This window comes from Bacillus sp. BS3(2021), assembly GCF_021043345.1.
Classification (GTDB): Bacteria; Bacillota; Bacilli; order Bacillales; family Bacillaceae; genus Bacillus; species Bacillus paralicheniformis.
Genome location: NZ_JAJNDM010000003.1, coordinates 170,654 through 196,573 on the forward strand (window position 1 = coordinate 170,654; position 25,920 = coordinate 196,573).

Below are 25,920 nucleotides of genomic sequence, written 5' to 3' on the forward strand. Positions count from 1 at the left end.
GCGGTTATGGTACCGCTAACACTTTTATTTTACATAAAAATGGCTTCTTTTTCACGCCCAAATCACAAATGTAAAATTTTTGTAAGAATTGCGCACAATGAAAGGCACGGCATCAAAACAATTTTGACAAAAAGATGAGTAACCCAATCATACACGAAACGGCCGCAAACACGCAAACCGCCCCGGCCGCCGCGTCCTTTGCCGCCTTTGCAAGCGGGTGGTTCTCTTTTGTGAAAAGATCGATCGTATGCTCCACAGCCGTATTCATCAGCTCCAAGGCAAGCATTCCGCCGATCAGGATCAAGATGATGGACCATTCGATCAGAGTCAGCCTGAAGAAAAAGCCGCAGACGATCACAAGGATGGCGGCCCCGGAATGAATTCTAAAATTGCGCTCCGACATGAACGTCTTGACTATTCCTGTAAAGGCGTTTGAAAAACTCCATTTCAGACGGCGCCATTCATTTTGTTTATGAGGATCTTGAGAGCCCATATCGATTCAAAATGTCCTTTTGCTTAGTGAACATCTCTTTTTCCTCTTCTTCTGTCATATGGTCATAGCCGAGGAGGTGCAAGAAGCCGTGAACCGTCAGAAAACCCAGCTCCCTCATCAGTGAATGCCCGTATTCTTCGGCCTGTTCCCGTGCTTTATCAGCGCTGATGATGATATCTCCGAGAACGGGCGGCATGTCAGCGCCGATAATTTCAATCTCTCCTTCGCCGTCTTCTTCAAGGGCAAATGAAATGACATCAGTCGGATAATCTTTGCCTCTGTACTCTTTGTTGATTTTTTGGATCTCTTCATTGTTGACGATCGTAACCGAAACTTCGGCGCCGTCTGCGACGCCTTCCTCTGCCGCTGCGAATTGAAGAATTTTCTCAATTTCAGCAAGCTGGTCTTCAGGGACCCGTCCGGTCTCGTCTGTGATATCTAGAATTAAACTCATGTATGTTTCACCTTCTGTTTAGGATTAGCTTCCGGATATTCGATCCGGGAATGAAAAATGCCTTTCAGCGTTTCGCAGAGCGTCTTCGCGATAATATTGAGCTCTTTTAAAGTCAAATCGCATTCGTCAAACTGCCCGTCCTGCAGCTTATCTGATATGATCCCGCGCACCAGCTTTTCAATCCTTTCGGGATTCGGGTTATGCATTGAGCGGACGGCTGCTTCGACACTGTCGGCCACCGAGATGATCGCCGCCTCTTTTGTCTGGGGCTTAGGGCCAGGATAGCGGAACTCTTCTTCAGTCGTCTGATCGCCTTTTTCTTTCGCCTTATAGTAAAAAAACTTGAGCAGCGATGTGCCGTGATGCTGTTCGGCGATGTCGACAAGCTCCTTCGGCATTTTATGATCCCTCAGCATATCGGCGCCGTCTGTCGCATGGGCAATGATGATGTTTTTGCTCAGCTGCGGAGAAAGCTTGTCATGCGGATTATCAATATTCATTTGGTTTTCTATAAAGTATTGGGGCCGCTTTGTCTTGCCGATATCATGGTAATAGGCTCCGACTCTTGCCAAAAGCCCGTTTGCTCCGACAGCTTCACATGCCGCCTCCGATAAGTTCGCGACCATAACGCTGTGATGGTATGTGCCGGGTGTTTCCGTCAGAATTTTGCGGAGCAGCGGATGATTCGGGTTTGAAAGCTCGAGAAGCTTCATCGTGGACAGAATCCCAAAGCCGCTTTCAAAAAACGGCATGAGCCCGAGAACAAGAACTGACGATCCGATGCCGGACACCGCTCCCATAACAAGGTATGTACCCATCTCAAGTCCGGTTTGCGCCGTGTTTTGAATCAGCTGCAGGGTAAACAGGACGACGATGTTGATCAGGGAGACAAACAAGCCGGCCTGGAGGATTTTCGCCCTCGCATTATGCTTCCCTAAAAATAGTATACCCGCCATCGAGCTGATCAAGAAATACGTTCCGATTCCATAGTTAAACGTGCCTGTCACACCCTGGTTAAACATCATGCTTCCGCAAATGGAAAGGATCATGCTCGACAGGATCGCCAGCCTTTCATTGATCAGCAGTTTAATGAGCATCACGCCCATCGCAATCGGCACGAGATAGCCGATATGGCCGATTTCAAGCTGCTGAAACAGGCTGATCACTTCCATGACGATTAAAACGATCGCTGTAATCAATGAAAACAGCATGAGCGACTTATTTTTCGGAATCCGGCTGCTGTACTGCTTTTCGAAATAGTAAACCAAAGCTGAGATGAAAAGCGCGATTAAAAGCAGCAGTCCGCCGACAGGCTTGAAGATGTTGGCTCCGCTTAAAAGTCCTGTCAGTTCAAGCTTTCGATAGACTTCCCTGTCGATCAGCTGATTTTCCTCAACAAGTATCTGCCCCTGCTTGATCTGCACCTGCTGCACGCTGTCTGCCGCTTCCTGACGCTTCTGCTCCGTCTTGTCAGGATCGTATACATAGTTGGGAATGATTGCAAAGCGTCCGATTTCATCGGCGGCGTTTTTTAATTTTGAAGGTATTGAATTACCCTTCAGCTCTTTCGTTACATGCTCTTTCGCTTCATCAAGCTTGCCGGCGCGGATTTCTTTGCTCATCACGTCATTGACGGCGGTGATGACCGAATCCTGTGTCATGGAAAGTTCTCCGTCGCTGGCCTTCAGCAGGTGTTTGACTGAATCCTGCGACAGCGAGTCCGTCACATCTGAAGTCAGCTTTTCTTCGACAGATTTGATCTGGTCTTTTTCAGATGGGGCCTGCTTGTCTTTTTTCTCTTGTTCTGCGCTTTCTTTTTTCACTTCTTTAATGATGTCGAAAATTGATGAGACAAGGTCGACCCTGTTGTCAGAGTACTCTTTTTTCAAGGTGTACTGGTCGGGAACTTCCTCTCTCGCTTCCTGCTTTTTATTAGCCGTTGCCTTTTGATCTTCGACTGTTGCCGGCGCATAGATCGTATTCTCGCTGATCGAAAATAAATCGAGGTCGAGGGACTCGGGCCTCACATGGAAAAACAGCAGGATGAACATTAGCGCGGATAAAGCCGCATAAAGAATGACGGGGAGGAAGCGGCCGTTTTCCAAGCGGATGGGCCGAAACTTTCCGTCTCTTTTTTTCTTTTTCAACAAAAGCACCTCTTTTCCCGCGGGAAACTAAAAAATGACCCGATAACGGGCGATCGGGCCATTCGGAATTATTTTGACTTTTCGTATGCTTCAATAATACGGGCGACAAGCGGGTGTCTGACCACGTCCGTCTGATCCAGTTCAACAATTGAAATGCCTTCGATATCAAGGAGCATCTTTTTTGCAACAGCAAGCCCCGATGTGACGCCCTTCGGCAAATCGATTTGCGTAATGTCGCCTGTAATGACCATTTTAGAACCAAAACCCAATCTCGTCAAAAACATTTTCATTTGTGCCGGTGTCGTATTCTGCGCTTCATCCAAAATCACAAATGCGTCGTCGAGCGTCCGCCCCCTCATGTAAGCAAGCGGCGCGATTTCGATCGTTCCTCTTTCAAGCAGCCGTGCCGTATGGTCCGTTCCGAGCACGTCATGGAGCGCGTCATATAGCGGTCTTAAATAAGGGTCGACTTTCTCCTTTAAATCCCCCGGCAAAAACCCGAGGCTTTCCCCTGCTTCAACAGCTGGTCTTGTCAAAATGATTTTTTTGATGCGTCCGTTTTTCAGTTCATGAACGGCCTTTACGACAGCCAAATAGGTTTTCCCCGTTCCTGCAGGGCCGATGCCGAAGATTAAGTCGTGCCTTTTCATGGCGGCGATATATTCTCTTTGACCGATAGTTTTGACTCTGATCGGTTTTCCTTTGGCGTTTTTCGTAATTTCCTCTTCATACATGCTTTCAAAAAACTCAAGCTTCTGCTTTTTCGCCATCTTGATCGCATACAAGACATCGCGTTCTGATATCTCGATTCCTTTGCGGATGAGATTCAAGAGGGATGCAAGCAGGCTGTCCACGATTTCAAACGTTTCTTCGTCTCCGGTCACATAGACGGTTTCACCGCGCGTGACAATCGAAATGTTCAGCTCTTCCTCCATTAACTTCAAATGGGAATCCTGGTTCCCAAACAGCGCTTGAGCCTCGTTCGGACTTTCCAGTTGCTGATGAATCGCAAGTAAGTGTTCTGTCATTCTTTAGTCTCCTGAACAATTGGTGTTGTTTGAACAATGTCTTCAATAACCTGGTAAAGGATGATCAATTTAACTTTACCATTCTCACTCGTTTCGTGCAAAACTTTTTCACTGATAATGTTCCCGTCGCTGCCGATTTTTTTCCTGATGTCTCTTTTTCCCATTTCGATCCCTTCAAGGACCGCTTCTTTTTTCGAGTACACCCTTTTGATTTGTTCGCTCTCTCTCGTATGTTCCTTTTCATATGCGACAGGAAGCGTAAAATTCATAAAATGCAGCGAGTGTTTTTCGGTTTCTGTCTTCGGACGCGAGAACTCTTCTTTTTTAAAAGAAAAGCCCCAGACAGGCACAGAAAAAGAACCGAAGGATAGCTTGTGACTTGTCCTTACTTTACCCGTAAAAACGTCAAATGATGTCTCAAGAGGAACCGTTACCTTTGACTTGTACCAGGTTTCACCGTAGATTTTCCCTTTGGCTCCGACTTTTTGCTTTTCCTCTTCGCTCCCGATCAGTCCGGAAACAAGCATTTGCCTTTTTTCAACGTGCTGGTTTACGGTGACGAGCGGCTCGCCTTTTTCCACGAACATTTTCGAGATGGTCGCCCCTTTTTTGGCGACGATGTGCCTCGGACCAATATATTTTTCTTTGTCAGGTTCATTTTTTTCAACCACTTTCATGTGAAGGGCCGTGCCGTTTAATTCAATGCCCACCCAGGTGATGTTTTCGACGCGCTTTGTAAGCGCCTGCTGAATTTTTTCCGGGGTCAGCATCGTAAACTGAAGGCGCCCTTTTTTGACGCCGATTTGATTCAAGTGCTGTCTGATTTGATGTTCTGTCTCCGGATTGGCTCCTGTTATGTCAATTTTCCAGAGCATATTGGACAATAAAAACATGATGATAAAAAAAGCAGCAATTCCAATAGTGAAGCCGCTATTCCGTTTAGACTTCTGCACAAGGAAAGGGAAACCTTTTCGTCTGACGAAGCGGCACTTGCAGTCAAAATCTCTTATGACCCTCCGGAAGGCATGTACATCAGAAAGCGGAATATAAAGAAAGACAGCGTCTTTCTTTTTCTTAACATTAAACATCGGGATGCTGCGCCTGGTGCATTCATTTAATAATCGCTCGATCCCCTTTCCCGTTATCTCAAGCTGGATCTTTCCTGAAAAAAAAGAAAGCCATTTATTCTTCACGATTCTTTCCCCCCGACTTATGAATCGATATAGCGTACGAGCTCAATCGTGCCTTCAAGTAGAATTTCCTCAGGCAAAATCGTTTTGATGACAAAATTTTTGCCTTGAATGATGCACTGCCCCTGTTTGAGCATCAGCCTTACTTCCGTATCGCTGAAAAGCAAAAGCCCTCTGTGGTTTTCAATATATATGTGAAGTCTTCCTATCATCGTGATCCTCGGAAGATCCATCATGACATCAGGGGGAATTTCCAATGTTCTTGTCAGCCACGCTTTGATGCGGTTTTTTCTTTGCGCCATAAAAAAAGAACCCCCTTTCATCTCATATGTATGAGTGATATGGGGGTTCTAATACTTAAATTTTAGGCCGGCGCCTCATTGTGTAATGCGGCTTTCTCGACCGCGGAGGGCCGAATACTTCGCTAAGTACAACGCCTTGGACAATCGTGTTTTTATTCATATCGAGCAGCTCTTGTTTCCGGTTGATCACCCGGCTGCTCTGCTTTTTAATGGCCCGTTCAACGGCCGGCATGGACCGCTCGGCATCCGCTTGTATTCTGCGGAGTTCTGCGGCCATATCTTCGCTTTTTGCAGCAGCCGCTGCTGCTGCAGGCCGTTGTTTTTTGTTTTCTGCCGGCCGGCGCTGTGCCGTCTGCTTCGGCGTCGTCTGCGTTTTCGTCCGTTCAGGCACCGGTTTTCGCTTGGTTTCTTCATTTTCATCATTTTTTCCGAGCTTGTTGAATATGAAGGAGATGGCTGCGATGATGGCCGCCATGATAATCGGATTGTCGAACAGGATATCAAGCAATGAGCTCCCTCCTTTTTACAGGGGCTTGTTTATTTATGATCCTCTTCATTTTGGTCTTTCGTCATCTTTCCGAAAGAATCGCGCATGTCTGTGTCGGCGTCGATGTTTTTCATATTGAGGTAGTCCATGACTCCGATCTTTCCGCTGCGGAGAGCTTCAGACATCGCAAGCGGCACTTCGGCTTCTGCCTCGACGACTTTAGCACGCATTTCTTCGACGCGGGCGCGCATTTCCTGTTCTTGCGCAACCGCCATGGCTCGGCGTTCTTCCGCTTTCGCCTGGGCGATGTTTTTATCGGCTTCAGCCTGGTCGGTCTGCAGAATCGCTCCGATGTTTTTGCCGATGTCAACGTCAGCAATATCGATCGATAGAATTTCAAACGCTGTGCCTGAATCCAATCCTTTGCTCAAGACGGTTTGTGAAATCATATCCGGGTTCTCAAGCACTTTTTTATGATTATCGGAGGAACCGATTGTCGAAACGATCCCTTCGCCGACACGGGCAATGATTGTTTCTTCTCCCGCTCCCCCGACAAGGCGGTCGATGTTTGCGCGAACCGTGATTCTCGCTTTTGCTTTCACTTCGATACCATCCATTGCTACACCGGCAATAAACGGCGTTTCGATGACTTTCGGATTAACGCTCATTTGAACGGCTTCAAGCACGTCACGGCCCGCTAAATCGATGGCCGCACATCTGGCGAATGTGAGTTCAATGTTTGCACGCTGGGCAGCGATAAGCGCGTTGACAACCCGGTCAACATTACCCCCTGCAAGATAGTGGCTTTCAAGCTGATTGATAGTAACATCAAGTCCCGCTTTATGCGCTTTGATCAGCGGGTTCACCACGCGGTTTGGAATGACGCGGCGGAGCCTCATTCCGATCAGTGTGAAAATGCTGATTTTAACACCAGCGGCCAAAGCCGAGATCCACAGCATGACCGGGACGAATGTAAAGAAGACAGCTAGTAAGATGATTCCGGCTGCTATAATAAGCAAAAGAAACAGTGTTGACGGATCCATAATATTCCTCCTAATAATATAATTTATAATTCTCTCACAACAATGCGTGAGCCTTCCACTTTAACTACTTTCACTTTCTTGTCCTTCGCGGTGAACGAGCCTTCAGATACGACATCAAGCCGTTCATCGCCGATAATGACCGTTCCGGACGGTCTGAGCGGTGTAAACGTGACGCCGGTTTTACCAATTAAATCGCGCCGGCTTTCATTTGATACATATCCGCTTTCCGTGCTTGTCGAGTCAGTTAAGATCAATTTTTTAAAAAATTTCATACGCTTCCCCAACACCCTTGTTAATAGAATGGATGCCGCTATAGAAACAGCAGTTGCAATCAAAATGGATACGGCCATGACCTTAAAGCTTCCCGATGCTAAAAAGAGGCTCGCAACAATCGCGATCAGGCCGGCAATCCCTGCTATTCCGCCCGGCAAAAAAATCTCTAAAATGATTAAAATAATGCCTGCTGCAAACAGAAGGATCGTTTCCATTCCGGCAAGCCCGGCGACGAGATGACCGTAGAAAAAGAGCAGCAGCGCGGAGAGTCCCATAAAGCCGGGGATCCCAAAACCAGGCGAATAAAGCTCGACAATCAGCCCGAGACTTCCGATTGAAAGGAGAATCGGAATCACGACCGGATGCGTGATGAACCGGGCCACCTTTTCGGCGAAGCTCACCTCGGAACGCTCGATTTTGGCATCCTTCAAGTTCAGCTTTTTCAAAAGATCATCAAGGCTCGAAACTGTGCCTTCGGAATAGCCGACTTCCAGCGCTTTGTCAGGGCTTAATGTGAGCAGCTCGCCCTTCGGCGCCCCAACTTCTTTAGCATCGACATCCGCATCGGCCATCGCGAGAGCGTATTTCGGATCACGTCCGTTTTTTTTGGCTGCGTCTTCCATTTCAGCGAGCCACAGAGATTCCGACTTTTTATCAGCGGCATTTCCCTGCGTGTCAATGATCGCGGCAGCTCCCATTTTCCCGCCGGGCGCCATATAAATATCGTCTGCATTCAAGGCGAGGTAAGCGCCTGCGGACAGAGCCCTTCTATTCACATAAGCGGTCACCGGAATGTCGGAGTTATGTATCGTATCAGCCATGTCAAGGACTGCATCGACCGCTCCGCCGGGGGTATTGATATCGAGTATGATATGTTTGGCATTCATATCTTCCGCTTCTTGAAAAGAACGCTCAAGAAATTTTGAAAGCCCTTTTTCAACCGTTTCTTCGATCGGAATGACATACACTGTATCTCCATCCGCTTTCACGGTCAAATGAACGCCTAGTAATAAGAATAAAACAAAACCGCTGGCCAGAGCAACAAAAATTCTAAATTTTTTCAGCAGCAACGATGTCTGAGACCTCCTTCCCCTATTATCATTAACATTACATACGTTATAAATGTAGCAAAGGTTTCATCTTTCTACTACTTTTCTATTGTATGAACACGCACAAAAAAAGACGCCTTTAATTGCTTAAAGGCGTCTTTTTCTTAAGACAGTTGTTTGCTGACAAGCTTATTGACGAGACCGCCGTCCGCCTTGCCTTTGACTTTCGGCATGATAGCGCTCATCACTTTGCCCATATCCGCTTTTGAAGAGGCGCCGACTTCGGCGATCGTCTCATTGACGATGCCGAGCAGCTCTTCTTCCGTCAGCTGTTCAGGCATATAAGCTTCCAGAATGTCTAACTCTTTTTGAACTTTATCTACTAAATCTGAACGATTAGCGTTTGAAAATTCATGGAGGGAGTCTTTACGCTGTTTTAATTCACGAGAAAGAACAGTCAGTTCTTCATCATCGGTCAGCCTGTCTTTCTTAAGCTTGATTGCTTCGTTTTGAAGCGAAGCTTTGACCATGCGAATGACAGTCAGTTTGTCTTTCTCACGGTTTTTCATATAGAGCTTCATATCTTGATTCAGCCGCTCAAGAAGACTCATAAATCCACCCTCTTTTAGTATTTGCGCTTTCTTGCAGCTTCAGACTTTTTCTTGCGTCTTACGCTAGGTTTTTCATAAAATTCACGCTTTCTTGCTTCCTGCAAAGTACCTGTCTTTGATACACTGCGTTTGAAGCGACGAAGAGCATCTTCAAGCGATTCGTTTTTTCTAACGACCGTTTTTGACATTCTCTTTCCCTCCCTCCGAATACACCAATCGACTGCTTTAAAAAAAGACATACATATAAACATGTACTTTGACATTATAATATAAGCCTCCGGTAAGGTCAACCAAGGAGAATCGTTTTATTGTTCAGTCATGATTTCGGCAGCTTGTCTGTATATATTTATAAAGGAGGCTGTTCGAAAAACTGATGATAATCTTGATCTTATTCATATTATTGATCGTTCTTTTTCTCAAAGGCATGAGCATGCTGAGAAAAGGCTTGATTTCACTGACATTTGAAAAAATCGAAAAGCGGCTGCTGTTTTTCACGGATCATCCGGTGAAAGCCTTTTTGGTCAGCATTGTATTTACGGGGGTTTTGCAAAGCAGCTCGGCATTTATGGTGATCGTCATTGGCTTTGTCTCGGTAGGCGCCCTTTCATTTAAACGTTCGATTCCGCTCATTTTGGGAACAAACATCGGGTCCACCTTCACAACGGAATTTTTGGCGGTGAAGCTGGAATTTTTGATTTTTGCCCTCTTTGCCGCAGGTGCGGTTCTTTTCATGGCCCGAAAATCCCCTTTTCGGCAAGTGGGCGTAAGCATGATCGGCTTGGGTGTTATTTTTTTCTGTATCAGCGGCTTCAGCCGGCTTGCCGTGCCGTTGTCACAGCTAGACTCAGGCGCTTATATTGTGCAGCTTGCTGAAAATTCACCGCTTTACGCCTTAATCATCGGCACGGTGTTGACCGCGATGATTCATTCCAGTTCGGCGTGTGTCGGCATCCTGATGAGCTTTATGGATCAAGGTGTCGTCGGTTTGACCGAAGCGATGAGCGTTGTTCTCGGCTCCAATATCGGGACATGCATCACAGCCGTGATGGCGTCCTTCAAAGGCGGAGCTGCAGCCAGGCAAACGGCTTATGCCCATGTTCTGTTTAATGTTATCGGTGTAGCAGCTGTATACCCCCTGCTCTCATCAATAACAGGCTTTATCTCCGGACTGTCTGAAAGCCCCGCTCAGCAGATTGCCCATTTCAGCCTGCTCTTCAACGTCGTCACGTCCCTATTGTTTCTGCCGCTCTCAAATCTGTTTCATTCGCTGATCATGTTTCTCATTCCAAACAAAAACCAGGCCCGGTAAACGCCTGGTTTTTGTTGGATTAGTAGTCTTCATCCGCTGTTATGCCTTTGACTATCGACACGCCCGCGCTTGCTCCGATTCTCGTCGCTCCGGCTTCAACCATGGCAAGGGCGCTTTCCTTATCGCGGACGCCACCTGAAGCTTTAACGCCGATATCAGGTCCGACAGCTTCCCGCATCAGTTTTATATCCTGAACTGTCGCACCGCCGCCGGAAAAACCGGTCGATGTTTTGACAAAGTCGGCGCCTGCTTTGACGGCCAGTTCACAAGCGTGCCTTTTTTCTTCATCCGTCAACAGTGAGGTCTCTATGATGACTTTTACGAGAGCTTTGCCGTCTGCCGCGTCTGTCACCGCTCTGATGTCATGCTCCACGGTTCCGGTATCGCAGTCTTTTAATGCACCGATGTTGATCACCATATCAACTTCACCGGCCCCGTCTGCAATCGCCTGCTTGGTTTCAAAGGCTTTTGTTTCCGGAGACGCCGCACCTAAAGGAAAGCCGATAACCGTGCACACTTTCACTTCTGAATCTTTAAGAAGCTCGGCGCACAGCTTTACCCAGCAAGGGTTGACGCAAACGGAAGCAAAACCGTATACACGTGCTTCTTTGCAAAGCGCTTCGATTTCGGATGTGACAGCATCAGGCTTCAATAGCGTGTGATCGATCATTCGCGCAATTTGTTTTGTCATCGTCCCGACTCCTTTTCAAGTGGTTGTCTTTTATGATATTCGCAAAAAAAGCCGGAACACCTTTTTCGTGAACCGGCTAAATTGATCATTTATGACGATAAGCGGATGTTTTCATGGACGTCGTCTTCGGCGACGCGGACGAACTGGCCTTTATTGTACGGATAGCCGGCTTTTAAGATCTTCACTTTAACAAGCTGGCCGATCAGGTCTTCGGAACCTTCGAAAACGACCTTCATATAGTTGTCCGTGTAGCCGACAAGCAGATTGTCTTCGCCCGTTTCCGTGAACGGCTCTTCCGGAATGATTTCCAGAACATCGCCTTCATAATCTGATGCGTATTCTTTCGCAAGCTGATCTGAAAGAGCGATCAGTTTGTGAACTCTTTCGTTTTTCACGTTCTCGTCAACCTGGCCGTCCATGCGTGCTGCTGGAGTTCCGGTCCGTTTGCTGTACGGGAAGACGTGGAGCTCGGAAAACTTGTGTTCTTTAATAAAGTTGTACGTCTCCATGAATTCTTCTTCCGTTTCCCCCGGGAAGCCGACGATCACATCAGAAGTGACTGCGAGCCCCGGAAGAGCTTTTTTGAGTTTCGTCAGCCTGTCAGCGAAAAACTCCATCGTATACTTTCTTCTCATCCGTTTTAAAACGCTGTTTGAGCCGGATTGAAGCGGAATGTGAAGGTGTCTGACGATCTTGTCTGAGCGGTCAAGCACTTCGATCACTTCGTCTGTAATTTGGCTCGCTTCGATTGAAGAGATACGGATTCGTTTCAGACCTTTCACACGGCTGTCCAGTTCTTTCAACAGCTGTGCAAAGTTGTAGTCTTTCATATCTTCTCCATAACCGCCGGTGTGAATACCGGTTAAAACGATTTCTTTATAGCCGGCATCAACGAGCTGCTGCGCCTGGCGGATGACTTCCTCAGGGTCGCGGGAACGAAGCAGGCCGCGCGCCCACGGAATGATGCAGAATGTGCAGAAATTGTTGCAGCCTTCTTGAATTTTCAATGAAGCACGTGTTCTGTCGGTAAATGCAGGAACATCAAGCTCCTCAAACACTCTTGCTTTCATAATATTGCTGACGCCGTTAATCGGCTGTCTTTCTTCCTGGTACTGCTGAATATAGCCGAGCATTTTTTCGCGGTCCTGCGTACCGACGACGATATCAACGCCCGGGATCGCCATGATTTCCGCCGGGGAAGTCTGGGCGTAGCACCCTGTCACACAAATGACGGCGTCAGGATTTTGGCGGATCGCCCGTCTGATCACCTGGCGGCTTTTTTTATCACCTGTATTTGTGACGGTGCATGTATTAATGACGTATACGTCCGCCGAACTTTCGAATTCTTTTCTTTCGTAGCCGGCTTCTTTGAAAAGCTGCCAAATTGCTTCTGTTTCATAATGGTTGACCTTGCAGCCAAGTGTATGAAATGCAACGGTTGCCATTGTTATTCACCTCTTAATAACTCTGTATGATAAGAAACTGCAGCCAACGCGTACAGCGGAGCTGTTTCCGCCCTTAAGATCCGCGGACCGAGCCCGCAGGCGAGGGCTCCTTTTTCTTTAAGCGCCTCAATTTCATCTTCTGAAAATCCGCCTTCAGGACCAAACACCATGAGCACGGATGATCCTTCCGGCAGGCTTTTGAGCACGGATTGAAACCGGCTCGTCTCGCCTTGCTTTGATGACTCTTCGTATGCAACGACACATTTATCGAAGTCCTCAAGGCTCTCAAGCAAACGTTGAAACGTGTGAACCGGCGCCACATCGGGAATCGTGTTTCTGTGGGACTGTTCTGCGGCTTCCTTGGCGATTTTCGCCCACCTCTCCCGCTTTTTCTTTGCCTTTTTTTCATCAAGTTTAACAACGGAGCGTGATGCCTGAAAAGGAATAAACGAGCTTGCACCGAGCTCTGTCCCTTTTTGAATGATCCATTCCAGCTTATCTCCTTTTGGAAGGCCGTTTGCAATATGGATCTGGACGGGCAGTTCGCGTGTTTTCCCCGTCCATTCGATTACGCTCAATAAAACCTCTTCTTTTGTGACGGACTCGATCCGGCATTTCGCTTCATGGCCGTCTTTTGCACAGCAAATGACCTCGTCTCCGGGAGACATCCTCATCACGGTCGCAATGTGATGAACGTCTTCGCCTTTGATCGAGAACACAGGTGCGGCCGTGACCTCTTGTTTTGATTGTTCGATAAAATATCGTTGCATACGCTTGTCACACCTACTAACGATTATTTTTCAGCGATGATGCTGACCCAGTCCTCCATTGAAAGAACCTCGACTATCGTAAAGCCTTCTTTCACCAGTGCATCTTTGACTTCCTGTTTTTTCTGCTGAATGATTCCCGAAGTAATGAAATAACCGCCGTCTTTCAACAGGCTGTATGCCTGATCCGTAAAGCGCAAGATGACCTCGGCCAGGATGTTGGCGACGATGACGTCTTTTTTCCCTTCGACGCCGTCAAGCAGATTATTTTGCTTGATCTCGATATGATCGCTGACTTTATTGAGCTTGGAGTTCAAGCGGGCGCTTTCCACGGCTACAGGATCGAGATCATATCCTTCAACCTGTTTGGCGCGAAGCATGGCTGATGCAATGCTCAAAATGCCTGTTCCCGTTCCGACATCCACGACCGAATCCCCTTCTTTCACATACCTTTCGAGCGCCTGTATGCAAAGTACGGTTGTCGGGTGTGTGCCTGTTCCGAACGCCATTCCCGGGTCCATCTCGATGATGAGCTCATCCGTATGAACCGGTGTGTACTCTTCCCATGTCGGAACAATCGTAAACTTCTCGGAAATTTTTACGGGATGATAATATTTTTTCCATGCTGTCGCCCATTCTTCTTCGTTAACCTCGCTGATGGTGATTTTGTTCCGTCCGAGGTCAATATCATACAGCAGCAGATTATTGATGGTTTCCTTGATTCCTTCTACGGTCTCTCCCAAAAAGCTGTTGATCGGGAGATACGCTTTAATGATGACTCCTTCATCAGGGTAATCATTGGGGTCGAGCTGGTAGATTTCTCCGTATACATTCTCACGCTCTTTAATTAAATCAAGCGGATCTTCAATTACGACTCCACTCGCACCAGCTTCATGCAAAATATTCGAGATGGGCTCAACCGCTTCATGTGTCGTGTGAATGCAGATTTCGGACCATTTCATACTACCAACTCCTCATCCAATCATTAATCGCCTTTAAAGGCGCGCTTTACTTTATCGAAAAAACTCATTTCCTGTTCATCCGGCATATTTCCGCTCACTTCTGCAAATTCGCGGAGAATATTTTTCTGGTTTTCTGTTAAATTCGTCGGTGTCACGACGCGGACGACGATGTGCTGATCGCCTTGACCGTACCCGCGTACGTTGGCAACGCCTTTTCCTTTTAAACGGAACTTGGTGCCTGTCTGCGTGCCCGCCGGCACTTTTAATTTTACTTTACCGTGAAGAGTAGGCACTTCGATTTCGTCCCCGAGCGCAGCCTGTGCAAATGTCAGCGGCATTTCGCAGTAAATATCGTCGCCATCGCGCTCGAAAAATTCGTGTTCTTGGACGCGGAAAACGACGAATAAGTCACCTGACGGACCGCCGTTGATCCCCGGTTCACCCTGTCCGGATACTCGAAGCTGCTGGCCGTCATCCACACCCGCCGGGATGGTGACATTGATTTTCTTGCGTTTTTTCACTTTTCCTGTACCGCCGCAAGTTGAACATTTGTGCTTAATTTGCTTACCCGTTCCATTACAGTGATGACATACTCTTCTGTTGACAACTTTTCCGAACGGAGTCGACTGCTCCATGTTCAGCTGGCCAGAGCCGCCGCAGTGTGAACATGTTTCCGGCTTTGTTCCCGGTTTCGCGCCTGAGCCGCTGCATGTTTCACATGTTTCTTCACGCGGAATTTCGATCGTCGTCTCTTTTCCGAAGGCCGCTTCTTCAAATGACAGTGTCATCGTATACTGCAGATCGGCGCCCTGCCTCGGGGCATTCGGGTCTCTCCGCCTTGCGCCGCCTCCGAAAATGCTTGAGAAAATATCGTCAAACCCAAAGCCGCCGAAGTCGCCGCCGCCGAAACCTCCGCCGCCGAATCCCTGATTTGGATCGGTGTGGCCAAACTGGTCGTAATGGGCCCGTTTTTGGTCATCAGAAAGTGTTTCATAGGCTTCTTTGACTTCTTTGAATTTTTCATCCGCTCCGGCTTCTTTGTTGATGTCCGGGTGATATTTTTTAGAAAGCTTGCGGTAAGCTTTTTTAATCTCATCTTTAGAAGCGCTCTTACCTACCCCAAGCACCTCATAGTAATCACGCTTACTCATCTCTTCACACTCCCGATTTTCTCACATAAATTAGATTGTATCATTTCAAATTATGTTTTTTCAATTCCTTTTGTCCTTTAGGAAGAAAAAAGTCAAAGTCAAGAGATCCTGACTTTGACTTTCATCGCCTGTAAGGTCATGTGCTGTGCAAACCGGGGTAAGCACAGCACATTTTATTTCAATTATTTTTGTTCTTTGTCGTCGTTTACTTCTTCATATTCAGCGTCAACGACATTGTCGTCGGCTTTTTTAGCGCCGGCGCCGCCGTCTTGCTGAGCCTGAGCCTGTTTTGCAGCTTCTTCGTAAAGCTTCATTGAAAGCTCTTGGACGATCGCTTGCAGCTCATCTTTTTTCGCCTTGATTTCATCAAGGTCATTTTTCTCGATCGCAGCTTTTAACGCGTCTTTTGCATCATTCGCTTTTTTCACTTGCGCTTCATCGGCTTTGCCTTCAAGATCTTTCAGCGTTTTTTCAGTTGTGAAGACAAGCTGATCCGCTTCGTTGCGAAGCTCGATTTCTTCTTTTTTCTTCTCATCCGCTTCGGCGTTTTCTTCAGCTTCTTTCACCATGCGTTCGATCTCCTCGTCAGAAAGACCTGAAGAAGATTTGATCGTGATGTTTTGCTCTTTGCCGGTACCCAGATCTTTCGCGCTGACGTTGACGATACCGTTCTTATCGATGTCAAATGACACTTCGATTTGCGGTACGCCGCGAGGAGCCGGCGGAATATCTGTAAGCTGGAAGCGTCCGAGCGTTTTGTTGTCGGCAGCCATCGGGCGCTCACCTTGGAGCACGTGGATGTCAACCGCTGTTTGGTTGTCAGCCGCTGTTGAGAACACTTGGGACTTGCTTGTCGGGATTGTCGTGTTGCGGTCAATCAGCTTCGTGAACACGCCGCCCATTGTTTCGATACCAAGTGACAGCGGAGTTACGTCCAGAAGGACAACATCTTTGACATCGCCTGTGATGACGCCGCCTTGAATGGCTGCACCAAGGGCTACGACTTCGTCAGGGTTGACGCCTTTATGCGCTTCTTTTCCAGTTTCTTTTTTGATCGCTTCCTGAACGGCAGGAATACGTGTTGATCCGCCGACAAGAATTACTTTGTCGATTTCGCTTGCAGAAAGCCCCGCATCTTGAAGAGCCTGGCGGACTGGACCCATTGTGCGCTCTACCAAGTGTGAAGACAGCTCTTCAAACTTCGCGCGGGTCAGTGTCAATTCAAGGTGCAGCGGACCTGCGTCACCGGCTGTGATAAACGGCAGCGAAATTTGCGTAGAAGATACGCCGGAAAGGTCTTTTTTCGCTTTCTCAGCCGCATCTTTTAAGCGCTGAAGCGCCATTTTATCTTTAGAAAGATCAATGCCGTTTTCTTTCTTGAATTCTGAGACGAGATGATCGATGATCACTTGGTCAAAGTCGTCTCCTCCAAGGCGGTTGTCACCCGCTGTAGAACGAACTTCGAATACGCCGTCTCCCAATTCAAGGATGGAAACGTCGAATGTACCGCCGCCAAGGTCGTAGACGAGGATCGTCTGATCTTCTTCCGTCTTATCCAGACCGTATGCAAGCGCAGCTGCAGTCGGCTCGTTGATGATCCGCTCAACTTCAAGTCCGGCGATTTTACCGGCATCCTTTGTCGCTTGACGTTCTGCATCATTGAAGTATGCAGGAACTGTGATTACGGCTTTAGATACAGTTTCGCCTAAATAGCTTTCAGCATATGATTTCAAATGCTGAAGGATGATGGCAGACACTTCTTGCGGCGTGTACTTTTTGCCTTCGATTTCAACTGTATAGTCCGTGCCCATGTGGCGCTTGACCGACATGATCGTGTTCGGATTCGTGATGGACTGGCGTTTCGCCACTTCACCCACCTGGCGCTCTCCGTTTTTAAATGCAACAACCGAAGGAGTCGTGCGGGCTCCTTCTGGATTTGGGATGACTTTCGGCTCTCCGCCTTCAAGCACTGCAACGCATGAGTTCGTTGTTCCCAAGTCGATTCCGATTACTTTGCTCATGATTTTTACCTCCTGCTATGTAGTTATTGGTTGACTTTTACCATAGAAGGACGGATCACCCGGTCCTTAAGTTTATAGCCTTTTTGCAGTTCCTCAACGACTGCGTTTGATTCGTACGCTTCATCCTCGACCTGCATAACAGCCTGGTGCATGTTCGGGTCAAATTGCTCTCCGACTGAAGGAATCTGTTCAACTCCTTCATTTTTAAGAGCCTCCAAAATTTGACGGTGCACCATTTCCATCCCTTGAAGCAGGCTTTTCGTCTGCTCGTTGTCAGGATCGATCTGTAGCGCGCGTTCAAAGTTGTCAAGCGCCGGCAGCAAATCGCTGATGATGCGCTGGGAACGGTACTTTTCAGCAGCCTCAAGGTCAAGGCGTGCGCGTCGTTTGTAGTTTTCAAAGTCCGCCTGAACACGTAAAAGTTTATTTTCTTTTTCTTCAAGACGTTCTTGAAGTTCTTTTAGTTGTTTTTCAAGCATTTCTGTTTGCGTGTCTTCTGCCGGGGCATCAGCTTCAGCAGCCGTTTGTTCGGCTTCGGCTGTCTCCGCTTCTGTCTCGTTCAGTTCCTCTTGTTCGTTTAGCTCTTCAGTTTGTTTTTCTTCTGCCATCTGTGTTCACCTCCCTTAAAGGATGAGTTTCATGATAAAGAAGGGATTTCTCCCTTCTGTTTTGTTTTCAGGTACTGCCTTACCCATCATACAAACTTGTCAACGCTTTTGACAAGTCAGATGATACGTGCTGAAGCAAACCGACGACGCGGGAGTAGTCCATGCGCGTCGGCCCGATGACCGCGATGGAGCCGATCTGTTTTGAACCGACCGTGTATGTCGCGGTAATCAGGCTGCAGTTTTCCATTTCTTCATAGTCGTTTTCCTTGCCGATTTTAATGGTAATTCCGGACTCAGTCGACTGAAAGAGCCGGAGAAGCTCCTGTTCTTTCTCAATGAGCGACAATAGCGATTTCACTCTGTCAATATCGTGAAATTCGGGCTGATTCAGCATATTAATCTTGCCGCCGAAAAACAGCCGGTCGGTTTGAACAGATGAATCCAGCGTTGCGCCGAGCCCGTGTAAAATCGTATCGTAATTTTGGATATGCGACTTTAAGAAGATGACGACCTCTTTGAAAATCCTGTCTTTCAGCTCTGAGATCGGCACGCCTCTAAGGCGTTCATTTAATATATTCACCAGCTTTTCGAGATCGGAAAGATTGACCTCCGCCGGAAAGTTGATCGTTTTATTCTCGACATGGCCGGTATTCGTTACTAGAATGGCAACGGCCTTCTTAGGCTGAATCGGCACAATCTGGATCTGTTTGAGATGATTTTCGCTCAGTCTCGGACCGAGGACAATCGATGTATAATTTGTCAGATCAGACAGCACTTGAGCCGACTTCTGCACCGCTTTTTCGAGTTCAAAGATTTTTTCTTTGAAAACCGAATGAATAATGTTCAAGTCCGTTTTTGACAGCTTTCCGGGTGAAAGCAGATGATCGACATAATAGCGATAGCCTTTTTCAGAAGGAATCCGGCCTGAAGATGAGTGGGTTTTTTCAATAAAACCGAGCTCTTCCAAGTCAGCCATTTCGTTTCTGATCGTTGCTGAGCTGAATGTGATATCTTCCTTTTTGGAAAGCGTTCTTGATCCTACCGGCTGAGCTGAACGAATGAAATCGTTGACGATAACCTGTAAGATTAACAGCTGACGATTTGTTAACATCCATATCACCCCTGTTAGCACTCGACACAACTGAGTGCTAATTGTATATCAAAATTACCAAACCAAAATCAAAATGTCAATTATAACTCACCCAGGAATGCTTGAAACACTTCATTCCCTAACAGTTTTCCATTATGTGTTAAAAATACGTTGTTGCTCGTGTTCACAATCAGCCCTGTTTCTTCCAGCGAACGGAGCACTTTCGGGAAGAGATCGTCAACAGTTCTTCCGTATTTTTGGAAAAAGTGTTCTTTGTCTACTCCCGCGGTTTTTCGAAGACCGAGAAACATTTCTTCTTCAATCTGTTCATTTTTTGTAACCCTGTGTTTTTCTTTATAAGGAAAACCTGACTGCTCAATCAGGTCGATATAATGTTTAACAGGGCCGGCATTTACCGTTCTTTCACCATTGATATAGCCGTGCGCGCCCGCGCCCAAACCGAAATACTCCTCATTGTTCCAATATGTGAGGTTATGTTTGCTCTCATATCCTTTTTTGGCGTAGTTGCTGATTTCGTATTGGCCGATGCCCGCTTCTTCCATTTTCCGCATCACCAGTTCGTACATTTCTGCTTCCTGATCCTGCGGAGGCAGGTGAAGCCGGCCCTTTTTCATCAAGTTATAAAAAACGGTTTTCGGTTCGACGATCAGCGAATAGACCGAATAATGTTCAGCCCCGAGGGCAAGCGCCGTATCGAGCGATGAAGCGAAGTGGCCGATGGTTTGTCCTGGCAGACCGAACATCAGGTCAAGGCTGATATTATCGAACCCCGCGTTTCGCGCTCTTTCAAAGGAAACGAGTACGTCTTTTTGCTCGTGGACTCTGCCGATTTTTTTTAGCAGCTCGTCTTCAAACGTCTGTACGCCAAAGCTCAGCCTGTCTACACCGGCGGCTTTTAAAACCTCCAGCTTTTCAGCCGATAAATCGTCGGGATTGGCTTCCACTGCAAATTCGGCAAGGCTTTCGGACGGTTTCAAAACGCGATGAATGGAATCAAGAAGCCGCTCAAGCTGCGCTTCCGACAGCGATGTCGGCGTTCCTCCCCCGATAAAGATCGTTTTCAGCTCCGGATGTCCGGCCGCTTCCATTGAATTGGCCATTTCCTTCTCTAAAGAACGCAAATATTCATCAACAGGCTGAGATTGAATAAAAAACTTGTTGAAGTCGCAATAATGGCAAATGTGCTCGCAAAACGGAATATGGATATATGCTGCTTTCATTGTTTTCACCTTCTTTTACAGGAAGAAGCCGCAGTGTGTTACGCTGCGGCAGCTCATGATTATGATTTCGGGCTGCTGTCGTCCATTTTCAGGACTGCCATAAAGGCTTCCTGCGGAACTTCGACAGAGCCGACCTGTTTCATTCTTCGCTTTCCTTCCTTTTGCTTTTCGAGCAGTTTGCGTTTTCTGGAAATATCCCCGCCGTAGCACTTCGCCAAAACGTTTTTGCGCATGGCTTTGATGGTTGAACGGGCGACAATTTTTGTGCCGATGGCTGCCTGGACAGGCACTTCAAACTGCTGGCGCGGAATGAGTTCCTTCAGCTTTTCGACAATAACTTTTCCCCGTTCATACGCATAATCGCGGTGAACGATAAAGGAAAGGGCATCGATTTTTTCGCCGTTCAGCATAATATCCATTTTCACGAGCTTGGACGGTTTATATCCGATGAGTTCGTAATCAAATGACGCATAGCCTTTCGTATTTGATTTAAGCTGATCGAAAAACTCGTAGACGATTTCCGCAAGCGGAATTTCGTAGACAATGCTGACGCGGTTCGCATCAAGGTACTGCATATCGATAAACTGGCCGCGCTTGCCCTGGCACAGTTCCATGACCGCTCCGACAAAGTCGTTCGGCACCATCATCGTCGCTTTGACGAACGGTTCTTCCACCCGGTCGATCTTCTGCGGATCAGGCATATTTGACGGGTTATCGACAACGATTTTTTCTCCGTCTGTCATGTACACGTCATAGATAACGCTCGGAGCCGTCGTAATCAAATCGATGTTGAATTCGCGTTCAATCCGCTCCTGAATAATTTCCATGTGGAGCATCCCCAGGAAACCACAGCGGAAGCCGAATCCGAGAGCCTGGGACGTTTCCGCCTCATACTGAAGGGCTGAATCGTTCAGCTCAAGTTTTTCAAGCGCTTCCCGCAAGTCGTTGTATTTCGCTGTATCAATCGGATACAGACCGCAATAGACCATCGGATTCAGTTTTCTGTAGCCTGGCAGGGCTTCGGGCGCTGGGTTTTCCGCACTTGTAATCGTATCCCCTACACGAGTGTCTCCGACGTTTTTGATTGCGGCCGTCAGGAATCCGACGTCACCGACAGTCAGTTCGTCAACCGGAACGGCCTTCGGTGTGAAAACGCCGACTTCAGTGACTTCAAATTCTTTTCCGGTCGCCATCATCTTGATTTTTTGACCGGCTTTTACGGTACCTTGGACGACTCTGATATAGGCGACGACCCCGCGGTATGCATCATACAGAGAGTCAAAGATCAACGCTTGAAGCGGCGCTTCCGGATCTCCGCTTGGTGCGGGAACCTTTTCAACGATCTGCTCCAATATTTCTTCAATTCCGATGCCTGCTTTTGCTGAAGCAAGGACGGCTTCTGAAGCGTCAAGACCGATGACATCCTCGACTTCCTGGCGGACGCGTTCGGGTTCTGCGCTCGGAAGGTCGATTTTATTAATGACCGGCAGGATTTCAAGGTCGTTATCAAGCGCAAGGTAAACGTTTGCCAGCGTTTGCGCCTCGATTCCCTGTGCGGCGTCGACGACGAGAATCGCGCCTTCGCATGCGGCAAGGCTTCTCGAAACCTCATACGTAAAATCGACGTGTCCCGGGGTATCGATCAGATGAAAAATATATTCCTCTCCGTCCTTTGCCTGATATTTCAGCTGTACGGAGTTCAGTTTAATGGTGATTCCTCTTTCACGTTCCAAATCCATCGAGTCGAGGAGCTGTTCTTTCATTTCCCTTTGAGTGATTGCCGCCGTCTTTTCAAGGATTCGATCCGCAAGCGTTGACTTGCCGTGATCGATATGGGCGATAATAGAGAAATTTCGGATTCTCGACTGCCTTTGTAATCGTTTTTCTTTATCTGTCACACTAATCACTCCTACTATGAAACGCAATATGCGCTAGCTTAGATTATATCAATAGGGTTGTGAAGATTCAATGCTAAGTCACATATGCTTTCTAAACCCGAAAAAGAAAAAACGAGTCCTGCATCCGACTCGTTTTTTCTTTTACTTATTCCGTTTTTTCCTTTATCCAGTCATACAATGAACGGGCTGTGTTTGTGACCGAATCGGCCAGGGCGCGGCCGGCCGAGGAAAAGAGGTTGAAAGCTTCCAGCTGTTCCAGCTCTTTTTGTTTTTCCTCCAAATCGATTTGATGGCCGAGGACTGACGCCTCTTTCGCATCCCCTTCAGATATGCTGAGCGCCGCTTTTAAATCAGGGTCCTGATACCCTTTCATTTCAATCATTCCGTTGTTCGCCTGCTGCATGCCGAGAAGGACGCCGAAAAACATGACACAGCAAGCCAATATGCATTTCCCCATAAAAGAAGCCACTTCCATCACCTGTCCTATTGTTTTTTCTTATCGTCTTCACCGGTGTCTGCATCAACTTTTTCAGCATTCCAGTACATCTCGCTGAATACATCCGCCATCGCTTCTGCAGCCCGCTCCAGCTCTTCGCGGTTATTATCTACGCCGCCAAATTCGATTAAGACGGATCTTTCGTTTAAATCTTGATTATATATGCCATTATCCCCGGCAGCTCCCTTAGATATAACACCGCGGCTCAAACCGGGATATTTTTTTTCCAGCCGTTCATGCAGTTCTTTTGCCAGTTTTAAGTTCGATTCGAAATTAGAGCTCTTCTTGCCGAGCACAAATGCAACACGTGCATAGCTTTTTCCTTTGACAGTTGCGGTTGTCGCTTTCTTCCGCTGCGAATCCCTGTGAATATCGATAAAATACTGCAAATCTTTGTTTTGAGCCATCGCCTCTTTAACGACCGGCCTTGATTCATCATAGGAACGGGCATAGGCCCAGCCTTTTTTCCGCAAGTTCGCCTGAAAGTCGGTTTTATCCACCATTGCCCCGACACCCTGCGACTTCATCGCATTTGCGAGCATATCGCTGACAAGCGTAACATTTGCTTTCGAATGAAGCGCCCGATCAGGTACCGTCTCACCTTTTAAAAAGGGGAGATACGATTCCGTATTGTGCGTATTGTAGATAAATACGACTTTTCGGCCGCCCGTCGATTGCTCAGGAGGTTTTTCCTCCCCTGTTTGCTTTTTCTGTTTCCCTTCAAGCTCTGCAAGATTCGCTTCTCTCTCCTCTTTTAAAACCTCAGTCGGCGGCGGAGATTCTGACGGCATATTCGTGTAATCCGTCCCTTGCCCTGCAATAAGGATTTCCGAGTCAAAATGAGAGAAGCCCGGAAGCTCCCGACCGAGAAAACTTCGCGGATCTTTTAAATTAATGCTGGTCGCCAGTTTCAAGACGATCGGAGAAAGTTCAAAGCGTTTATTCGGTTCCGGCAATTCTGATGCGAAGTAGTGGTTTTCCATTCCCAAAATGAGCCCAAAGGTCTCGCCCGCCAATTCATCGGTCACCCGGTACAACGATGAAGACGGCCTTAACTCAGGACGCAGCGATGTCAGCACGCCTGATAAAATAAAAACGAGCAGCAGGCTGACGATAAATAAGAATACTGTCTTAATCGCACTTCTTCCATTTACAGCCAGCACAAACTGACGATTCCTGCCTCTTTTTCTCATCGCAAATCCCTCCAGAGCTTGTCTAGTAAATAGACTATGTACAAGATAGAGGAAGTAGAACAAGTTCCGGCAATGCTATAAGCACGAAAAAAAGCGGCCTGGTCAGCCGCCTTAATCTTAGTGGTTATACATTCCTTTATTGTCTTGCGAGACATTTTCATGAAGCGCTGTGTTCAGACCGTTCGCAATCACATTTGCCATATCATCGATAAAGGTATCGACCTCTTTTGGGGTTACCATTAAGTTATGGCCGAGCGGAGCGAGGACTTCATGGATCAGCTGCCTTTTTTCATCCTCTGCGAGGCCTCCGACTATACCGAGAAACGATTTGCGGTGCTCCTCATCGGGAAGGTCTTCTTCGGTGAGGACCTTTCTTTTCCCAAAGCTCATCCCCGCGGGAACGAGCGACCTGGACGGACTGTCATCTCTCATCTCTCTTCCAAAATGCTTCAGCATATAATCAATCGTATCACTCGTGATCGTGACGGCATCGACCACCGTCGGAACACCGATGGCGATGACCGGAATGCCAAGCGTTTCCTCGCTTAATTCTTTTCTTTTATTCCCTACCCCAGATCCGGGGTGTATCCCGCTGTCTGAAATTTGAATGGTAGAATTCACACGCTCGATCCCTCTTGAGGCCAGCGCATCGATGGCAATGACAAAGTCGGGCTTTGAGCGATCGATTACCCCTTGGATAATATCGCTCGTTTCAATGCCGGTCAAGCCCATGACTCCAGGGGAAAGCGCGCTCACTGGACGGTAGCCATCCTCTACATTTTCGGGCTGCAGCTGAAAAAGGTGCCTCGTCACGAGAAGGTTCTCCGTTACTAGGGGGCCGAGTGAGTCGGGCGTGACATTCCAGTTGCCAAGCCCTACAATTAAGCAGCTGGCATCCCGCGGAATGTTCAAATAATCGAGAAATGCGGAAAATTCCTTCGCAAACACATTGACGACTTTTTCCTGCAAGACGGAATCCTGCTGTCTGATCCCTTGTGTTTCAAAGGTTAAATAGCGGCCGGCTTTTTTCCCCGACAGCTTCGCTCCTTCTTCATCAATGTCCATCGTCTGAATTTTGATCCCGTCTTTTTCGTATTCTTTGACTGTAAACCCTTTCAGCTCTTTCTTTGGAGAAGCTTCCTTTTCCTCTGCCAGATCCCTCGCTTCCACGGCTAAGTCTGTCCGGACTGCATATTGACTTAAATCAAGCTTCTTTTTCTCCATATTTGCATTCCCTCCAAAAACATAACTGGTGTTAGTGTGCCCACAAGGTCTGTGAACATTCCCCCGAAGCGGAGCTTTCAAACAAAAATACTTTACATTTATATTGCAATCTAAGGGTGTGTTTGATAGAATACAATTTGTTCTATTGTTGAGATCTAACCTATAGAAAAGGAACAGAGGTTATGTCTTAGGAGGTGAAACACATTGCCAAACATTAAATCAGCGATCAAACGCACAAAAACAAACAACGAGCGCCGCGCGCACAACGCAACTATCAAATCTTCAATGCGCACTGCTATGAAACAAGTTGAAACTTTCGTAAGCAACAACGAAGCAGACAAAGCGAAAGCAGCTCTTTCTGCAGCAGCAAAGAAAATCGATAAAGCAGCTAAAAAAGGTCTTGTCCACAAAAACACCGCAGCTCGTTACAAATCAAACCTAGCGAAAAAAGTGAACGGACTTTCTGCATAATAGAAAGCTTGGCCATGCCAAGCTTTTTTGCTTGCCTTCATAAAAAACGGCTCTCTTAAATGAGAAGCCGTCAGACCACCGATAAATCGTAAAAAACGCGCGGTCAGCTGGCGGAAGAAAATCAACATGACAATGTGCGCGATGCGCTGCATTGCAAAAATATACGGTCAATCCAGCCATAGGGTAGGCTCTGCAGAAAAGGGGATGCTTGCTGATCTCATCCTCTGAGGTCCGGCCTTTTTTTGTCGTCAAGCCTGAACCCCGTCCGTGCCGAAG

26 protein-coding genes are annotated in these 25,920 nt (G+C 47.3%); 2 read left to right on the forward strand and 24 right to left on the reverse strand.

Annotated features, from left to right (window positions below; all coding sequences use genetic code 11):
- Positions 1–112: 112 nt before the first annotated feature.
- From LQ247_RS08510 to rpsU, 11 genes are all read right to left on the reverse strand, one after another.
- The gene (locus tag LQ247_RS08510; protein WP_145624080.1) at positions 113–493 is read right to left on the reverse strand and encodes a diacylglycerol kinase family protein; all 381 of its coding nucleotides are present in this window, start codon (positions 491–493) and stop codon (positions 113–115) included.
- Entirely contained in the window at positions 471–947 is a 477-nt protein-coding gene (gene ybeY, locus LQ247_RS08515) for an rRNA maturation RNase YbeY (RefSeq protein ID WP_020452244.1), read from the reverse strand. Before ybeY ends, LQ247_RS08510 begins: the two co-directional genes overlap by 23 nt.
- Positions 944–2,998 carry an HD family phosphohydrolase gene (locus tag LQ247_RS08520; RefSeq protein WP_223254788.1) on the reverse strand — a complete coding sequence of 685 codons (2,055 nt, stop codon included), beginning with the start codon at positions 2,996–2,998 and terminating at the stop codon, positions 944–946. The genes ybeY and LQ247_RS08520 overlap by 4 nt, the downstream gene beginning before the upstream one ends.
- A gap of 164 nt (positions 2,999–3,162) precedes the next feature.
- Positions 3,163–4,122: a PhoH family protein gene (locus LQ247_RS08525; protein WP_017474322.1), complete on the reverse strand. Its 960-nt coding sequence runs from the start codon at positions 4,120–4,122 to the stop codon at positions 3,163–3,165.
- Positions 4,119–5,315, reverse strand: coding sequence for a sporulation protein YqfD (gene yqfD / locus LQ247_RS08530; RefSeq protein WP_231005880.1), 1,197 nt, complete (start codon positions 5,313–5,315; stop codon positions 4,119–4,121). Before yqfD ends, LQ247_RS08525 begins: the two co-directional genes overlap by 4 nt.
- 17 nt (positions 5,316–5,332) lie before the next feature.
- On the reverse strand, positions 5,333–5,614 hold the full coding sequence (yqfC, locus tag LQ247_RS08535) for a sporulation protein YqfC (protein ID WP_020452247.1): 282 nt from the start codon (positions 5,612–5,614) through the stop codon (positions 5,333–5,335).
- Between the two features lie 55 nt (positions 5,615–5,669).
- Positions 5,670–6,122 carry a hypothetical protein gene (locus LQ247_RS08540; RefSeq protein WP_231005882.1) on the reverse strand — a complete coding sequence of 151 codons (453 nt, stop codon included), beginning with the start codon at positions 6,120–6,122 and terminating at the stop codon, positions 5,670–5,672.
- A gap of 29 nt (positions 6,123–6,151) precedes the next feature.
- Complete coding sequence (floA, locus tag LQ247_RS08545; RefSeq protein WP_020452249.1) at positions 6,152–7,144, reverse strand: flotillin-like protein FloA; 993 nt, start codon at positions 7,142–7,144, stop codon at positions 6,152–6,154.
- Between the two features lie 23 nt (positions 7,145–7,167).
- Positions 7,168–8,487 (reverse strand): NfeD family protein, encoded by a 1,320-nt coding sequence (locus tag LQ247_RS08550; RefSeq protein WP_020452250.1) that lies wholly within the window; start codon positions 8,485–8,487, stop codon positions 7,168–7,170.
- A gap of 143 nt (positions 8,488–8,630) precedes the next feature.
- Positions 8,631–9,077, reverse strand: a complete 447-nt coding sequence (locus LQ247_RS08555) for a GatB/YqeY domain-containing protein (protein WP_023855244.1) — start codon at positions 9,075–9,077, stop codon at positions 8,631–8,633.
- 14 nt (positions 9,078–9,091) lie between these two features.
- On the reverse strand, positions 9,092–9,265 hold the full coding sequence (gene rpsU / locus LQ247_RS08560; protein WP_003183654.1) for a 30S ribosomal protein S21: 174 nt from the start codon (positions 9,263–9,265) through the stop codon (positions 9,092–9,094).
- A 185-nt stretch (positions 9,266–9,450) separates the two neighbouring features.
- Here rpsU and LQ247_RS08565 point away from each other — a divergent pair, with 185 nt between their 5' ends.
- Positions 9,451–10,386: a Na/Pi symporter gene (locus LQ247_RS08565; RefSeq protein WP_231005884.1), complete on the forward strand. Its 936-nt coding sequence runs from the start codon at positions 9,451–9,453 to the stop codon at positions 10,384–10,386.
- A 19-nt stretch (positions 10,387–10,405) separates the two neighbouring features.
- Here the strand turns inward: LQ247_RS08565 and deoC are convergent, their stop codons facing one another.
- The 13 genes from deoC to gpr all read right to left on the reverse strand — a co-directional run bounded on the left by deoC (position 10,406) and on the right by gpr (position 25,173).
- Positions 10,406–11,077, reverse strand: a complete 672-nt coding sequence (gene deoC, locus LQ247_RS08570; protein ID WP_048350753.1) for a deoxyribose-phosphate aldolase — start codon at positions 11,075–11,077, stop codon at positions 10,406–10,408.
- 89 nt (positions 11,078–11,166) lie between these two features.
- Complete coding sequence (gene mtaB, locus LQ247_RS08575; protein ID WP_026579280.1) at positions 11,167–12,522, reverse strand: tRNA (N(6)-L-threonylcarbamoyladenosine(37)-C(2))-methylthiotransferase MtaB; 1,356 nt, start codon at positions 12,520–12,522, stop codon at positions 11,167–11,169.
- 2 nt (positions 12,523–12,524) lie between these two features.
- The gene (locus LQ247_RS08580; RefSeq protein ID WP_026579279.1) at positions 12,525–13,292 is read right to left on the reverse strand and encodes a 16S rRNA (uracil(1498)-N(3))-methyltransferase; all 768 of its coding nucleotides are present in this window, start codon (positions 13,290–13,292) and stop codon (positions 12,525–12,527) included.
- Positions 13,293–13,315: 23 nt separating this feature from the next.
- Positions 13,316–14,251, reverse strand: coding sequence for a 50S ribosomal protein L11 methyltransferase (prmA, locus tag LQ247_RS08585; RefSeq protein WP_231005886.1), 936 nt, complete (start codon positions 14,249–14,251; stop codon positions 13,316–13,318).
- Between the two features lie 23 nt (positions 14,252–14,274).
- Positions 14,275–15,402, reverse strand: a complete 1,128-nt coding sequence (dnaJ, locus tag LQ247_RS08590; protein ID WP_231005888.1) for a molecular chaperone DnaJ — start codon at positions 15,400–15,402, stop codon at positions 14,275–14,277.
- 182 nt (positions 15,403–15,584) lie between these two features.
- Complete coding sequence (dnaK, locus tag LQ247_RS08595) at positions 15,585–17,423, reverse strand: molecular chaperone DnaK (RefSeq protein WP_020452259.1); 1,839 nt, start codon at positions 17,421–17,423, stop codon at positions 15,585–15,587.
- A gap of 23 nt (positions 17,424–17,446) precedes the next feature.
- The gene (grpE, locus tag LQ247_RS08600; RefSeq protein WP_020452260.1) at positions 17,447–18,031 is read right to left on the reverse strand and encodes a nucleotide exchange factor GrpE; all 585 of its coding nucleotides are present in this window, start codon (positions 18,029–18,031) and stop codon (positions 17,447–17,449) included.
- Between the two features lie 79 nt (positions 18,032–18,110).
- Positions 18,111–19,142, reverse strand: a complete 1,032-nt coding sequence (gene hrcA / locus LQ247_RS08605) for a heat-inducible transcriptional repressor HrcA (RefSeq protein ID WP_020452261.1) — start codon at positions 19,140–19,142, stop codon at positions 18,111–18,113.
- Positions 19,143–19,222: 80 nt separating this feature from the next.
- Positions 19,223–20,362 carry a radical SAM family heme chaperone HemW gene (hemW, locus tag LQ247_RS08610; protein ID WP_025811134.1) on the reverse strand — a complete coding sequence of 380 codons (1,140 nt, stop codon included), beginning with the start codon at positions 20,360–20,362 and terminating at the stop codon, positions 19,223–19,225.
- A gap of 59 nt (positions 20,363–20,421) precedes the next feature.
- Positions 20,422–22,260: a translation elongation factor 4 gene (lepA, locus tag LQ247_RS08615; protein ID WP_020452263.1), complete on the reverse strand. Its 1,839-nt coding sequence runs from the start codon at positions 22,258–22,260 to the stop codon at positions 20,422–20,424.
- A 145-nt stretch (positions 22,261–22,405) separates the two neighbouring features.
- Positions 22,406–22,729 (reverse strand): YqxA family protein, encoded by a 324-nt coding sequence (locus LQ247_RS08620; protein WP_023855247.1) that lies wholly within the window; start codon positions 22,727–22,729, stop codon positions 22,406–22,408.
- A 14-nt stretch (positions 22,730–22,743) separates the two neighbouring features.
- Positions 22,744–23,949 carry a stage II sporulation protein P gene (spoIIP, locus tag LQ247_RS08625; protein WP_020452265.1) on the reverse strand — a complete coding sequence of 402 codons (1,206 nt, stop codon included), beginning with the start codon at positions 23,947–23,949 and terminating at the stop codon, positions 22,744–22,746.
- A gap of 117 nt (positions 23,950–24,066) precedes the next feature.
- A complete protein-coding gene (gpr, locus tag LQ247_RS08630) occupies positions 24,067–25,173 on the reverse strand; it encodes a GPR endopeptidase (protein ID WP_025811132.1) in 1,107 nt (368 codons plus the stop codon).
- A gap of 204 nt (positions 25,174–25,377) precedes the next feature.
- Here gpr and rpsT point away from each other — a divergent pair, with 204 nt between their 5' ends.
- Positions 25,378–25,644, forward strand: a complete 267-nt coding sequence (gene rpsT / locus LQ247_RS08635; protein WP_020452267.1) for a 30S ribosomal protein S20 — start codon at positions 25,378–25,380, stop codon at positions 25,642–25,644.
- Positions 25,645–25,920 lie beyond the last annotated feature (276 nt).

Bases quoted from the DNA above. Each gene is read 5' to 3' on its own strand.
- LQ247_RS08510 (WP_145624080.1), bottom strand. From the start codon at position 493: ATGGGCTCTCAAGATCCTCATAAACAAAATGAATGGCGCCGTCTGAAA.
- ybeY (WP_020452244.1), bottom strand. From the start codon at position 947: ATGAGTTTAATTCTAGATATCACAGACGAGACCGGACGGGTCCCTGAA.
- LQ247_RS08520 (WP_223254788.1), bottom strand. From the start codon at position 2,998: ATGTTCATCCTGCTGTTTTTCCATGTGAGGCCCGAGTCCCTCGACCTC.
- LQ247_RS08525 (WP_017474322.1), bottom strand. From the start codon at position 4,122: ATGACAGAACACTTACTTGCGATTCATCAGCAACTGGAAAGTCCGAAC.
- yqfC (WP_020452247.1), bottom strand. From the start codon at position 5,614: ATGGCGCAAAGAAAAAACCGCATCAAAGCGTGGCTGACAAGAACATTG.
- floA (WP_020452249.1), bottom strand. From the start codon at position 7,144: ATGGATCCGTCAACACTGTTTCTTTTGCTTATTATAGCAGCCGGAATC.
- LQ247_RS08555 (WP_023855244.1), bottom strand. From the start codon at position 9,077: ATGAGTCTTCTTGAGCGGCTGAATCAAGATATGAAGCTCTATATGAAA.
- rpsU (WP_003183654.1), bottom strand. From the start codon at position 9,265: ATGTCAAAAACGGTCGTTAGAAAAAACGAATCGCTTGAAGATGCTCTT.
- LQ247_RS08565 (WP_231005884.1), top strand. From the start codon at position 9,451: ATGATAATCTTGATCTTATTCATATTATTGATCGTTCTTTTTCTCAAA.
- deoC (WP_048350753.1), bottom strand. From the start codon at position 11,077: ATGACAAAACAAATTGCGCGAATGATCGATCACACGCTATTGAAGCCT.
- mtaB (WP_026579280.1), bottom strand. From the start codon at position 12,522: ATGGCAACCGTTGCATTTCATACACTTGGCTGCAAGGTCAACCATTAT.
- LQ247_RS08580 (WP_026579279.1), bottom strand. From the start codon at position 13,292: ATGCAACGATATTTTATCGAACAATCAAAACAAGAGGTCACGGCCGCA.
- prmA (WP_231005886.1), bottom strand. From the start codon at position 14,251: ATGAAATGGTCCGAAATCTGCATTCACACGACACATGAAGCGGTTGAG.
- dnaJ (WP_231005888.1), bottom strand. From the start codon at position 15,402: ATGAGTAAGCGTGATTACTATGAGGTGCTTGGGGTAGGTAAGAGCGCT.
- dnaK (WP_020452259.1), bottom strand. From the start codon at position 17,423: ATGAGCAAAGTAATCGGAATCGACTTGGGAACAACGAACTCATGCGTT.
- grpE (WP_020452260.1), bottom strand. From the start codon at position 18,031: ATGGCAGAAGAAAAACAAACTGAAGAGCTAAACGAACAAGAGGAACTG.
- hrcA (WP_020452261.1), bottom strand. From the start codon at position 19,142: ATGTTAACAAATCGTCAGCTGTTAATCTTACAGGTTATCGTCAACGAT.
- hemW (WP_025811134.1), bottom strand. From the start codon at position 20,362: ATGAAAGCAGCATATATCCATATTCCGTTTTGCGAGCACATTTGCCAT.
- spoIIP (WP_020452265.1), bottom strand. From the start codon at position 23,949: ATGAGAAAAAGAGGCAGGAATCGTCAGTTTGTGCTGGCTGTAAATGGA.
- gpr (WP_025811132.1), bottom strand. From the start codon at position 25,173: ATGGAGAAAAAGAAGCTTGATTTAAGTCAATATGCAGTCCGGACAGAC.